This is a genomic window from Halopseudomonas sp. T1L2 (assembly GCF_055397385.1).
Genome location: NZ_AP040865.1, coordinates 2032984 through 2046075, shown reverse-complemented (window position 1 = coordinate 2046075; position 13092 = coordinate 2032984). Strand labels below are relative to the sequence as shown.

The 13092-nt window shown below is 62.0% G+C and carries 11 protein-coding genes and 1 riboswitch; of the genes, 7 read left to right on the top strand and 4 right to left on the bottom strand.

Features of this window, described 5'->3' with window-relative positions:
* Positions 1 to 124: 124 nt before the first annotated feature.
* The 5 genes from ACZ5WQ_RS09570 (at position 125) to ispD (ending at position 4986) form a co-directional block, all read left to right on the top strand.
* A complete protein-coding gene (locus tag ACZ5WQ_RS09570) occupies positions 125 to 1753 on the top strand; it encodes a CTP synthase (RefSeq protein WP_285676449.1) in 1629 nt (542 codons plus the stop codon).
* A gap of 21 nt (positions 1754 to 1774) precedes the next feature.
* A complete protein-coding gene (gene kdsA / locus ACZ5WQ_RS09565; RefSeq protein ID WP_464382238.1) occupies positions 1775 to 2620 on the top strand; it encodes a 3-deoxy-8-phosphooctulonate synthase in 846 nt (281 codons plus the stop codon).
* 52 nt (positions 2621 to 2672) lie between these two features.
* A complete protein-coding gene (eno, locus tag ACZ5WQ_RS09560) occupies positions 2673 to 3962 on the top strand; it encodes a phosphopyruvate hydratase (protein ID WP_269686874.1) in 1290 nt (429 codons plus the stop codon).
* Positions 3963 to 4060: 98 nt separating this feature from the next.
* Complete coding sequence (locus ACZ5WQ_RS09555) at positions 4061 to 4291, top strand: septum formation initiator family protein (RefSeq protein WP_088273905.1); 231 nt, start codon at positions 4061 to 4063, stop codon at positions 4289 to 4291.
* The gene (ispD, locus tag ACZ5WQ_RS09550; RefSeq protein ID WP_269686875.1) at positions 4288 to 4986 is read left to right on the top strand and encodes a 2-C-methyl-D-erythritol 4-phosphate cytidylyltransferase; all 699 of its coding nucleotides are present in this window, start codon (positions 4288 to 4290) and stop codon (positions 4984 to 4986) included. The genes ACZ5WQ_RS09555 and ispD overlap by 4 nt, the downstream gene beginning before the upstream one ends.
* A gap of 28 nt (positions 4987 to 5014) precedes the next feature.
* Here the strand turns inward: ispD and ACZ5WQ_RS09545 are convergent, their stop codons facing one another.
* Genes ACZ5WQ_RS09545 through ACZ5WQ_RS09535 form a run of 3 tightly spaced genes read right to left on the bottom strand, consistent with a single transcriptional unit; the run spans position 5015 to position 7884 of the window.
* Positions 5015 to 5902 (bottom strand): metal ABC transporter ATPase, encoded by an 888-nt coding sequence (locus tag ACZ5WQ_RS09545; protein WP_269686876.1) that lies wholly within the window; start codon positions 5900 to 5902, stop codon positions 5015 to 5017.
* Between the two features lie 3 nt (positions 5903 to 5905).
* Positions 5906 to 6709, bottom strand: a complete 804-nt coding sequence (locus ACZ5WQ_RS09540) for an aldo/keto reductase (RefSeq protein WP_285676446.1) — start codon at positions 6707 to 6709, stop codon at positions 5906 to 5908.
* Positions 6706 to 7884, bottom strand: a complete 1179-nt coding sequence (locus ACZ5WQ_RS09535; RefSeq protein WP_464382237.1) for an NAD(P)/FAD-dependent oxidoreductase — start codon at positions 7882 to 7884, stop codon at positions 6706 to 6708. The genes ACZ5WQ_RS09540 and ACZ5WQ_RS09535 overlap by 4 nt, the downstream gene beginning before the upstream one ends.
* 136 nt (positions 7885 to 8020) lie before the next feature.
* On the opposite strand from ACZ5WQ_RS09535, the gene waaA reads away from it, so the two are divergent.
* Entirely contained in the window at positions 8021 to 9283 is a 1263-nt protein-coding gene (gene waaA, locus ACZ5WQ_RS09530) for a lipid IV(A) 3-deoxy-D-manno-octulosonic acid transferase (RefSeq protein WP_464382236.1), read from the top strand.
* A gap of 62 nt (positions 9284 to 9345) precedes the next feature.
* On the opposite strand, the gene ACZ5WQ_RS09525 is transcribed toward waaA, so the two are convergent.
* Positions 9346 to 10782: a TolC family outer membrane protein gene (locus ACZ5WQ_RS09525; protein WP_464382235.1), complete on the bottom strand. Its 1437-nt coding sequence runs from the start codon at positions 10780 to 10782 to the stop codon at positions 9346 to 9348.
* Positions 10783 to 11002: 220 nt separating this feature from the next.
* Positions 11003 to 11102, top strand: a riboswitch (TPP riboswitch).
* 73 nt (positions 11103 to 11175) lie between these two features.
* Here ACZ5WQ_RS09525 and thiC point away from each other — a divergent pair.
* On the top strand, positions 11176 to 13059 hold the full coding sequence (gene thiC, locus ACZ5WQ_RS09520) for a phosphomethylpyrimidine synthase ThiC (protein ID WP_464382234.1): 1884 nt from the start codon (positions 11176 to 11178) through the stop codon (positions 13057 to 13059).
* Positions 13060 to 13092: the final 33 nt, after the last annotated feature.

The window sequence follows — 13092 nt, the reverse complement described above, 5'->3', positions numbered from 1 at the left end:
GGGCCCGTCTGGTATCCTGACTTCCCATCTTGACGAGACTTTGGCTGACCCTTCAGGTCACCTCTGACTCCCTTCGAATTCCTCGCGGTGCAAACCGCTTAACTGTTCAATCTATGGGTTTTTCATGACGCGCTACATCTTCGTCACGGGTGGTGTTGTTTCTTCTTTGGGTAAGGGCATCGCCTCGGCTTCCCTCGCGGCTATCCTCGAGGCGCGTGGTCTGAAGGTCACCATGCTCAAGCTGGATCCCTATATCAACGTGGATCCGGGCACCATGAGTCCCTTCCAGCATGGTGAAGTCTTCGTGACCCATGATGGCGCGGAAACCGACCTTGATCTGGGGCACTACGAGCGTTTCGTCAACGCTACCATGACTCAGAACAACAACTTCACTACCGGCCGTGTCTATGCCGACGTGCTGCGCAAGGAGCGCCGTGGTGACTATCTGGGCGCGACCATTCAGGTCATTCCGCACATTACCGACGAGATCAAGAGCCGCATCATCAAGGGTGCCGGCGATGCCGACGTGGCGCTGGTTGAAATCGGCGGTACCGTGGGCGACATCGAGTCCCAGCCGTTCCTGGAAGCCATCCGTCAGCTGCGGGTGGAGGTCGGTGCCAAGCGCGCGATGCTGATGCACCTGACGCTGGTGCCCTACATCGCCACCGCTGGCGAGACCAAGACCAAGCCGACCCAGCATTCGGTCAAGGAGCTGCGCTCCATCGGCCTGCAGCCCGACGTGCTGATCTGCCGCTCCGATCATCCGATCGATCTGTCTTCGCGCCGCAAGATTGCGCTGTTTACCAACGTGGAAGAGCGTGCGGTGATCGGTCTGGAAGACGTCGACACCATCTACAAGATTCCGTCTGTACTGCACGCACAGGGCCTGGATGACTTCGTCGTCGAACGCTTTGGTCTGGAGTGCGGTCAGGCTGACCTGTCCGAGTGGGACCGCGTGGTAGACGCCAAGCTCAACCCCGAGCATGAAGTCACCATCGCCATGGTCGGCAAGTACATGGAGCTGCTCGATGCCTACAAGTCGCTGATCGAGGCACTCAGCCACGCCGGCATTCAGGCACGCACCAAGGTGAATGTGCGCTATATCGACTCCGAGAATATCGAACAGCAAGGCACCGGTCTGCTGGAAGGGGTCGACGCCATTCTGGTGCCGGGCGGCTTTGGCTCCCGTGGTGTCGAGGGCAAGATCGCGGCCGTGCGCTATGCCCGCGAGAACAAGATTCCGTACCTGGGCATCTGTCTGGGCATGCAGGTCGCGGTCATCGAGTACGCCCGCAATGTGCTGGGCTGGAGTGATGCCAACTCCACCGAGTTCGACAAGACCTCCGGTCACCCGGTTGTGGGTCTGATCACCGAGTGGCAGGATGCGACCGGTCAGACCGAGCTGCGTACCGAGGCGTCCGACTTGGGCGGCACCATGCGTCTGGGTGCGCAGGAATGCACGCTGGAGCCGGGCTCCAAGGCGCACGACTGCTATGGCAAGGACGTGATCGTCGAGCGTCACCGTCACCGCTACGAGGTCAACAATAATCTGTTGCCCGATCTGCAGGCTGGCGGTCTGAGTATTTCCGGTCGTTCCGGCGACGGCGCGCTGGTCGAGGTAGTCGAGGTCAAGGATCACCCGTGGTTCGTGGCCTGCCAGTTCCACCCGGAATTTACGTCGACGCCGCGTTACGGCCACCCGCTGTTCAGTGGTTTCATCGGCGCCGCGCTGCGTCAGCACAAGAACGGCTGAGATTAAGGAAGAAGCTGGCTTATGGCACAGAAAATCGTGCGCGTTGGTGACATCGAGATGGCCAACGACAAACCCTTAGTTCTGTTTGGTGGCATGAACGTACTGGAGTCGCGAGATCTGGCAATGCAGATCTGCGAACACTACGTTGAAGTCACCGGCAAGCTGGGGATTCCCTACGTGTTCAAGGCCAGCTTCGACAAGGCCAACCGCTCGTCGATCAACTCGTTCCGCGGCCCCGGCATGGAAGAGGGTCTTAAGATCTTTGAAGAGATCAAGCGCACCTTCAACGTGCCGGTCATCACTGACGTGCACGAGCCCTATCAGGCTGCGCCGGTTGCCGAAGTGTGCGACATCATCCAGCTGCCGGCCTTCCTTTCCCGGCAGACGGATCTGGTTGTGGCGATGGCCAAAACCAACGCCGTGATCAACATCAAGAAGGCCCAGTTCCTCGCGCCGCAGGAAATGAAGCACATCCTCACCAAGTGTGAAGAAGCCGGCAATGACCGCCTTGTGCTGTGCGAGCGCGGTTCGTCCTTCGGTTACAACAATCTGGTAGTCGACATGCTTGGCTTCGGCATCATGAAGCAGTTCGAGTACCCGGTGTTCTTCGACGTGACCCATGCCCTGCAGATGCCGGGTGGTCGCAGTGACTCGGCCGGCGGTCGCCGGGCCCAGGTCACCGATCTGGCCAAGGCGGGCATGAGCCAGGGCCTGGCGGGTCTGTTCCTCGAAGCGCACCCCGATCCTGACAACGCCAAGTGCGACGGCCCCTGCGCCCTGCGCCTGGACAAGCTGGAGCCGTTCCTTGCCCAGTTGAAGGCCCTTGACGATCTGGTCAAGAGCTTCCCGGTGCTGGAAACGGCTTGAGCCGCTACCGCTTTCACCCGATTGACCCGATATACGGAGCTAGCAAGTAAAGATGGCAAAAATCATTGATATCAAGGGCCGTGAGGTTCTGGACTCGCGCGGTAACCCGACCGTTGAAGCGGACGTAATTCTGGAAGGCGGCATCATGGGCAGCGCCTGTGCACCCTCCGGCGCCTCTACCGGTTCGCGCGAAGCACTGGAACTGCGTGATGGCGACAAGAGCCGTTACCTCGGCAAGGGCGTGCTCAAGGCCGTCGCCAATATCAATGGCCCCATCCGTGAGCTGCTGGTTGGTCGTGATGCCACCGCTCAGGCTGACCTGGATCGCGCCATGATCGAACTGGACGGCACCGAAAACAAGGCCAAGCTGGGCGCCAACGCGATCCTCGCCGTTTCCCTGGCGGCAGCCAAGGCGGCTGCCCAGGCCAAGGGCGTGCCGCTGTACGCGCACATTGCCGACCTGAACGGTACCCCCGGTGTCTACTCCATGCCGGTACCGATGATGAACATCATCAACGGCGGTGAGCACGCCGACAACAACGTCGACATCCAGGAGTTCATGGTTCAGCCGGTTGGCGCCAAGAACTTCGCCGATGCGCTGCGCATGGGTGCCGAGATTTTCCATCACCTCAAAGCGGTTCTGAAGGCCCGTGGTCTGAACACCGCAGTCGGTGACGAAGGCGGCTTCGCGCCGAACCTGGCGTCCAACGAAGACGCGCTGGCAGCCATCGCCGAGGCCGTTGCCAACGCCGGTTACACCCTGGGTGACGACGTCACTCTGGCACTGGACTGCGCTTCCAGCGAGTTCTACAAGGACGGCAATTACGACCTGGCCGGCGAAGGCAAGGTGTTCGATGCGGCCGGTTTTGCCGACTACCTGGCTGGCCTGACCCAGCGCTACCCGATCATCTCCATCGAAGACGGCATGGACGAGTCCGACTGGGCTGGCTGGAAAGTCCTGACCGACAAGATCGGCGAGAAGGTGCAGCTGGTTGGTGACGACCTGTTCGTGACCAACACCAAGATTCTCAAGCGCGGTATCGACGAGAAGATCGGCAACTCCATCCTGATCAAGTTCAACCAGATCGGTTCGCTGACCGAGACCCTGGAAGCGATCCAGATGGCCAAGGCTGCCGGCTTTACCGCCGTCATCTCGCACCGCTCCGGTGAGACCGAAGACAGCACCATCGCCGATCTGGCTGTGGGTACCGCTGCCGGTCAGATCAAGACCGGTTCGCTGTGCCGTTCCGACCGCGTATCCAAGTACAACCAGCTGCTGCGTATCGAAGAGCAACTGGGTGACAAGGCGCCCTACAAGGGTCGCGCCGAGTTCCGCGGCTGATCGGTCTGGCGGGTACGCGTGAGCGTACCCGCCGTTCCTTGACAGGAGCATCCGGCTTGAAATGGCTCTGGCTCATTGCGCTGTCGCTGCTGGCGGCGATGCAGTACCGACTCTGGGTCGGCGAGGGCAGTCTTGCCCACGTTTCCCAGCTCAAGCAGCAGATTGCCGAGCAGCAGCGCGAGAACGAGCAGCTGCTGGAGCGTAATCGTGTGCTGACGGCAGAGGTCATTGAACTCAAGCAGGGGCTGGAAACCGTCGAAGAGCGTGCCCGTCGTGAGCTGGGCATGGTCAAGCAGGGCGAGACCCTGTTCCAACTGAGCGACCAATGAGCGTCGCTACACCCGATTTCTGGGTCGTTCTGCCCGCCGCCGGTGTCGGCGCGCGCATGCAGGCAGACCGTCCGAAGCAATACCTTCTCTGGGGTGAGCGCACCCTGATCGAACACACCCTGGCCTGCTTCCTGGATCAACCGGGGCTGCGCGGGTTGGTGGTGTCCCTCTCTGCAGATGATGGCTGGTGGCCGACGCTGCCCTGCGCGCAGGATGCGCGTATCACCCGTGCAGTCGGCGGCCGCGAGCGTGCCGACTCGGTACTCAATGGCCTGATTGCGTTGCGGGAGCTGGGCGCGACCGATGACGACTGGGTGCTGGTGCACGACGCGGCTCGCCCCAATCTCGCCGATAGCGACCTGCACAAGCTGCTCAGCACGTTAGCCGATGATCCGGTCGGTGGACTACTGGCTGTACCGGTGCGCGATACTCTCAAGCAGATCGGTCCGGATGGCCGGGTGTCATCAACACCCGATCGCAGCCTGTTCTGGCAGGCTTACACGCCACAGATGTTTCGTCTCGGGCCATTGCAGCAGGCGCTGGCCGAGGCGCTGGCCGCTGGCGCCCGGATTACCGATGAGGCCTCGGCGATGGAGTGGGTCGGTCAGGCACCGCTGCTGGTGGAAGGCCGTGCCGACAATCTGAAAATTACCCGCCCCGAAGATCTGGAGTGGCTGCGTCAGCGCGAGCGCTGATGTTGACACGCTTGCGCCAAATCAGTGGTTACGCTGTGCCGTCAGTCAGGCCAAGGCCCTGCTGCAGTGCGCAGTTGGCTGCGGTGACCACCCAGCCCTGTTGTTCGGCAAACGCCTCGCTAAGCAGCAGGCCCCCCGTTGGCTGGGCGACCAGTTCGCCGCGTTGCAGATGATATAGCTCGCCGGTGGGTTCGCCGTTGCGGTACTCGGCCAGAAACAGGTCCGGTTGCTGGTGGTCAACCCGGGCGATCAGTTCCCTGCTGTCCGGATCAAGATATTCGTCGGCATGCAAGAGCGAAGGGGCGTCTATGTCGTCCGGCAGAGCAAGCTGCATCTGGTAGACCAGTTGCAGCGAACTGGTCGGCAAGTGGACGTATGCCCGTGGGCGCTCAAGCAGGTTCAGCTCACGGCAGAGCACCGGCCTGGTATTTCCGGCACGTGCGCCAAGGGTGAAATGGCGTTCACTGTCCAATGGCAGGCTCTCTGCATAGGGCGTCGGCAGCCAGGTATCCTGATAGCGCCCCTGCAGCCAGCCGCTTCGGGTCTCGATCAGCAATTCCTCGGCGATCTCGGTCATGACGGTCAACAGTGGCACGCGCAGTTCGTGGGAAGGAACGTAGCCGGACAACAGTTTCAGAACCTGGTCGCCATGGTCCGGCCGGTCCTGACGTACCAGCAGGCGGAAATCCCGCTGCTGCCAGTGCAGATACAGATCGACCGAGACCCCCAGGTTGGCCAGAACGACATTGAAGTGGTTGGGGTCGCTGAGCTGGAGCGGGACGCGACGCTCCTGTATCTGGGCAAAACTCAAAGGGCTGCCGGTTGGTTCGTAGCGTAATACCTCTGCACTGGCGGTAACCGCGATGGCCTGGGTCTTGAATGCGACGGGGTTTTTCCGGGCAACGATTTGAGTCATGCCTTACTCCATGCTGGATAGTACCGACAGGGCCGCGCTGACATTCTGCGCAAGGTGGCTGGGGGTTATGGTGCCGATAATCGCGCTGGTCACGCCGGGGTGCCCGAGAACCAATTCCAGGCTCTTGCGTACCGGATCCTCGCCATTCAGGCAGACGTGCCCGCTGGCCAGCGCTTTTTTGATCAGAATGCCCTTGTTGTGTTGCAGGGCGAAGTCGAGCACCTCGCGCTCTGCCTGTTCGCGCAGGTTGTAGGTCACCATGGCGCAATCGCCCTGCTGCAGGGCACGCAGACCACCGGCTACCGTCTTGCCGGAGAACCCGTAGGCGAGAATCAGGCCTTGTTGCTTGAGCTGGGCCAGCGTCGGGTAGACTTCCTGATCCAGCACTTCAAGATCGTTGCCGTCGGAGTGCACCAGTACCAGGTCCAGTCGATCGGTGCTCAGGCGCTGCAGTGACCGTTCTACCGAATGGCGGGTATGTTTGGCCGAGAAATCAAAATGCGACTGGCCTTCGACAAACTCCTCGCCAACCTTGCTGCAGATGATCCAGTTGTCCCGCTGGCCCTTGAGCAGGGGGCCAAGGCGTTGCTCGCTGGTGCCGTAGGCCGGCGCGGTGTCCAGCAGGTTGATGCCCAGATCATGTGCGAGCGCGAGCAGGTTGCGCACAGCGTCGTCGTCTGGCAAGTCGAAACCGTTCGGATACTTTACGCCCTGATTACGGCCGATCTTGACGGTACCCAGCCCGAGGGGAGACAGGCGCAGGCCGGTGTCTCCCAGGGTGCGGTAGAAGGGGTGCAGGGTACTCATTGGAAGCAGGCGTCCCAAAGCGGTGCTGCCACACGTGGGCGCGGCAGGTCTGGCGGCAGCGGTGGATGCCCGGTCGATGTTACCTGCTGGCGGTTCAGTTCCTGCATTACCAGATCGCTCAGATTGGGTGCCAGGGCCAGCTTGGTCGGCCAGCTGATCAGCGCGTTGTGGCAGGCTTGAACGTAGGCGTTATCGGGGCGTACCAGCCCGCTCTGGGCCGGCTCGGCCCGGTTGACCGGCAGGGTGGTCCACTGGCACGCGCTCAGGTCGATCCACGGCAGCAGCTCACGGAGTTCGCGGCGAGCCTGGTCGATCAACTGGTCCGGTGCTTGATTGACCCCTTGCTCTGCGAGGTCGCCACCCAGATACCAGCACCACTGGCCGTCTTCACAGGGGTGAGTGGTGACGGTCAGGCGCGGCTTGGGGCTGGCGCCGAGACAGTGGGCATACAGGGGTGGCAGATCCGGGCCCTTGACCAGCACCATTTGCAGCGGGCGACGCTGCATTGCCGGCTCGCTGACGCCCCAGTCCTGCAGCAGGCCTTCGGTACCTTCACCGGCGGTAAGCACATAACGGCTCGCGCGAACCCGTGTGCCGGCCAGCTGAATCCCGGCTATCTCGCCGCTGTCGTCACGCAGGATGTGTGGGTTATTGTCGCTGATCAGGCTGTCGCCCGAGAGCTCTGCCAGACGCTGGATGACATCCGGCACGTCCAGTACCAGCTCACCGAGCTGATACACCTTGCCCTTGAAGCCCGGGTTGTTGAATACGGTGGGTAACGCCTTGCCCTTGATCTGATCCACCCGCCCGCGCAGGGCCTTGCTGGCAAAAAAACCGGCCAGATTGCTGATCAGGCTGCCGGGCGACCACAGATAATGGTGCTGGGAAAGCACCCGCACGCCACTCAGATCCAGTTCGCCTTCGCCGGTCAGGCACTGCCGCCAGCGGTTGGGCATGTCGGCGATCGCCTCCGTTGCGGCGTTGAGCTTGCCACCGAGTGCATACTTGATACCGCCATGGATGATGCCCTGTGACTTGACGCTCTGACCGCCTCCCAGGGCGCCACGCTCAATCAGCACGGTATGATAGCCAGCCTTGCGCAGGCGTGCGTTGAGCCATAGCCCGGCGACGCCGCCGCCGATAATGCAGATGTCAGTATCCAGGGTTGTACTCATGTGCTCCCGCAGCTCTGGTTAAAAAGGCTCCCTAGTATAGTCACTGGGGGCCTGCCTGGTCACATCTGTTACCCTAGGAGCCAGCGCTGTTTTAGCGCAGCCCTTACCGGACGCCTAGCTGCTACAGGATGCTTTCATGGCCCGTCGTCTCTATACCCTGTTTTTCTTCCTTTGCCTGCCGCTGATTTTGTTGCGTCTGCTGTATCGCGCGATCAAGGCGCCTGCCTATGCCCGCCGCTGGGCCGAACGTTTTGCTCTGGGAGGCGATGTGCGCAGCGGCGGAATCTGGGTGCACGCGGTGTCGGTCGGCGAGAGTATTGCCGCCGCGCCCATGGTGCGTGAATTGCTCAAGCGGTATCCGGCGCTGCCGATCACCGTCACCTGCATGACGCCGACCGGTTCCGAGCAGATCCGCAAGCTGTTCGGCGGTCAGGTTGGTCACGCCTATCTGCCCTATGACCTGCCGTGGCTGCAGCGTCGGTTATTGCGCCGGCTGCAGCCAAAGATCGGCATCATCATGGAAACCGAGCTGTGGCCGAATCTGGTGGCCGAGGCCGGGCGCGCAAGGGTGCCATTGGTGCTGGCCAATGCGCGGCTGTCGGCTCGCTCCGCCCGTGGCTATCAGCGGGTAGGCGCGCTGGTTCGGCCAATGTTTGCGGCGCTGGACTGGGTTGCCGTGCAGAGCCAGGCCGAGGCTCTGCGTTTTATCGAGCTGGGTGTGGGGCGCGAGCAGATGCAGGTGACTGGCAGCATCAAGTTCGATTTTCGTCCCGATCCGCAGCAGGTGCAGCAGGCGCAGGAGCTGCGCGCGCGCTGGGGCAGCGACCGCCCGGTATGGATTGCGGCCAGCACCCATGCTGGTGAGGATGAGCAGGTGCTGCGAGCGCATCGTCAGGTACTGGATACGCTGCCCGATGCGCTGCTGATTCTGGTGCCGAGGCATCCCGAGCGCTTTGATTCGGTCGCGCGCCAGGTCAGTGAGGCAGGGTTCGGTATGATACGGCGCAGCAGTGGTGCGCTGCCGGCTGCTGACCAGCAGGTGCTGGTTGGCGACACCATGGGCGAGCTGGTGTTTCTCTACGCCTGTGCTGATCTGGCGTTTGTCGGCGGCTCTCTGGTGCCGAACGGCGGTCACAACTATCTTGAGCCGGCGGCACTGGGGCTGCCGGTGTTGTCCGGGCCGCACCGCTTCAATTTCACCGAAATCAGCGAGTTGCTTGAAGGCGCAGGCGCCCTGCAGGTGGTAGCTGACGAGGGTGCGTTGGCGGTCGCCGTACAGCAATGGTTGCAGGACAGCCCTGCGCGTCAGCGCGCGGGCCAGGCCGGGCAGGCGGTAGTGGCTGACAATCAGGGGGCGCTGGAGCGTTTGCTGCAGGGGATTGATCGGTTGTTGCCTTGAATACTCGGCACAGAAACAAACACAGCGCCGTCGGGCGCTGTGTTTGTTTCTGTGCCCGGCGTTCAGAACGTGCTGCTGTCGCCGTTGGCTGGCATGGCAGGCGGCTGCGGCTGGCCGCCCATCGACATCTGCCGGGCTTCCTCTTCGGTTGTCTGCGGGATGAAGTCACGATCCGGGTCGTAGTTCGGGTTCAGCCACTGTGACAGGTCCTGCAGATCCTGCGGGCTGAGTGTACCGGCCGCCTGCTTCAGGCTGAGGTTGTTGATGATGTAGTTGTAGCGCACGGTGTTGTAGTCGCGCACGGTGCGAAACAGGTTGCGCTGGGCTTCCAGCACATCCACCACGTTGCGTGTGCCGACCTCGTACCCGGTCTGGGTGGCGTCGAGCGCGGCCTTGGCGGAGACGATGGCCTGACGCCGTGCGGCCACTTCATCAACGCTGGAGGTGACGGTGCGGTAGAGGTTGCGCGTGCTTTCCACAACCCGGCGCAGCTGCGCCTCGCTGCTCTGCTCGGCCTGGGTCAGGCGGTAGGTCGACTCGCGCACGCGGGAGGTGGTCAGGCCGCCGGTAAACAGCGGCATGCTCAGTTCCACGCCAAAGCTGGTCAGCTCTGTATCGGTGCTGGCCTGACCGGTACCGGCGATACTGGCGCCGCCGTTGTCTTTGCTGTAGCGCACAAAGGCATCGACGACCGGTGCATAGCCGGCCTTGCTGCTGCGCAGGCTGTCTTCGGCGCTGTCGATGGCGTAACGGCTGGCCTGAAGGGTCAGATTCTGTTCGGCGGCGGTTTCGACCCACTGCTGCATGCTGGCCGGTGTCGGCGGCAGGATCGGCAGCTCGTGGCTAATGCCGTACAGGCTGTCGTAGTCCTGAGTGGTCAGACGGGTCAGCGCCTGGTAGCTGACGTCCAGATTGGTCTGGGCGGTCAGGCGCGCTGCGCGGGCGCTGTCGTATCCCGCCTGTGCCTCGAGGACGTCGGTGCGTGCGGACAGGCCGACTTCAAAACGCTCCCGTGCCTGCTCCAGCTGGCGGGAAAAGGCTTTTTCCTCGGCTTTTGCCGTTGCCAGGTTGTCTGAAGCGCGCAGGACGTTGAAGTAGGCCTGGGAGACCTCAAGGATCAGGTTCTGCTGGGTCGCCGAGAACTCCAGCTGGGCCTGCTGACTCACCGACTTGGCGGCCTGGTAGCTGAACCAGCGGTCAGCCCGGAACAGGGGTTGGGTAAGGCTGGCCTGATAGTGGTGGTTGGAGTATTCGTCGCCGCCTACGTTATCAATGTCGAGGTCCTGGCGTGAGGCGCCGGCGGCGACGCCGAGGTTGGGCAGCAGCTGCGAGCGGGCCTGGGGCAGGGCTTCCTGACGGGCCAGTGCATCCGCTTGTGCTGCGGCCAGGTCAGCGCTGTTGAGCACCGCCTGCTGGTAAACGGTCATCAGATCGGTATTGGCAGCGGCGTGAGCGGGAGCTCCGGCCAGCAGCAGTGCAACGGTAAGCGGACGCAACATGCACGAATCCTTCGCATGAGAGGAGGTCAGGCAAGGCTAAAAGGGTCGGGGGCCGGGGTCAAGCGGCTTTGGGGGACACAATTGGGAACAATCTGTTGTTGCGACTTTTGCTGACGTTTTCGCGGATTTTGTCAGCCATCACTGGCGCTTTGATCTGCGTGTCGGGAAGGGATATCTGTCGTGGGCTTGAGACGGTAACAGCATATCTCTAGACTGTGCGGACATCTTGACGGGGTGCTGCCTGCTTGCAGGGGGCTGAGATGATACCCGTTGAACCTGAACCGGTTAGTACCGGCGTAGGAATCGAGATCGATCGCAGGCTTCAGTCCGTCCGGGTTGGGGTGGTTGTGGTCATTCGGTTCCCTGCGCACCTCAACGCAGTGGAGCACAATAATGAACAGCACGTTGCCTGATACCGCCATCGCCACCTCCGGTGCCGACAGCGCCGCCACCCAGCCTTTCCCCAATTCCCGCAAGGTCTACCTGACCGGCTCGCGCCCGGATATCCGCGTACCCATGCGGGAAATCAGCCTGGCCGACACGCCAACCGACTTTGGTGGCGAGGCCAACGCACCGGTGCTGGTCTACGACACCTCCGGCCCCTATACCGATCCGGGCGTCAGCATCGATCTGCGCGCGGGGCTTGCCGATGTACGCAGTGCCTGGATCGACGAACGTGGTGATACAGAAGTGTTGCCGGGGCTGACGTCCGAGTTTGGCGCCGCGCGTCTGGCTGACCCGTCACTCGACCACATGCGTTTTGCCCACGTGCGCACGCCGCGCCGCGCCAGGGCCGGCTGCAACGTGACGCAGATGCACTACGCCCGCCGCGGCATCATTACGCCGGAAATGGAGTTCGTCGCGATTCGCGAGAATATGAAACTGCAGCAGGCGCGTGATGCGGGGCTGCTCAAGGATCAGCATGCCGGTCACAGTTTCGGCGCAAGTATTCCGAAGGAAATTACCCCCGAGTTCGTGCGCGAAGAGATCGCCCGTGGTCGAGCGATTATCCCGGCCAACATCAACCACCCGGAACTGGAGCCGATGATCATCGGCCGCAACTTCCTGGTAAAGATCAACGGCAATATCGGTAACTCGGCCCTGGGCTCCTCCATCGAGGAGGAGGTCGAGAAGATGACCTGGGGTATTCGCTGGGGCTCCGACACGGTCATGGACCTGTCGACCGGCAAGAATATTCACGAAACCCGCGAGTGGATCATCCGTAACTCGCCGGTGCCGATTGGCACCGTGCCGATCTATCAGGCGCTGGAGAAGGTTGGCGGCGTGGCCGAAGACCTGACCTGGGACATCTTCCGCGACACGCTGATCGAACAGGCTGAACAGGGCGTGGATTACTTCACCATTCACGCTGGCGTGTTGCTGCGCTATGTGCCGATGACCGCCAAACGGGTCACCGGCATCGTGTCGCGCGGTGGCTCGATCATGGCCAAGTGGTGTCTGGCGCACCACAAAGAGAATTTCCTCTATACCCACTTCGAGGACATCTGCGAAATCATGAAGGCCTACGACGTCAGCTTCTCGCTCGGCGATGGCCTGCGTCCCGGCTCCATTGCCGATGCCAACGACGAAGCCCAGTTCGGCGAGCTGGAAACCCTGGGCGAGCTGACCAAGATCGCCTGGAAGCACGATGTGCAGGTCATGATCGAAGGTCCGGGCCACGTGCCGATGCAACTGATCAAGGAGAACATGGACAAGCAGCTGGAGTGCTGCGATGAGGCACCGTTCTACACCCTGGGTCCGCTGACGACCGATATAGCTCCCGGCTACGACCACATCACCAGCGGTATCGGTGCGGCGATGATCGGCTGGTTCGGCTGCGCCATGCTGTGCTATGTAACGCCCAAGGAACACCTGGGGCTGCCGAATCGGGATGACGTCAAGACCGGCATCATTACCTACAAGATCGCCGCCCACGCTGCCGATCTCGCCAAGGGGCACCCGGGCGCGCAGATTCGTGACAACGCCCTGAGCAAGGCGCGCTTCGAGTTTCGCTGGGAAGATCAGTTCAACCTGGGTCTGGATCCGGATACCGCGCGTGCCTTCCACGATGAAACGCTGCCGAAGGAGTCGGCCAAGGTGGCGCACTTCTGCTCGATGTGCGGCCCCAAGTTCTGCTCTATGAAGATCACCCAGGAAGTGCGCGAATACGCAGCCGAACAGCGCATCGCTGCGGTTGATCTGGCGGTTGAAGAGGGCATGAAGGCCAAGTCGCAGGAGTTTCGCACTACCGGATCGCAGCTCTACCACAAGCTCTAGCAAGTCAGTGCGGCGAGGGTTCTGGCACGTCTG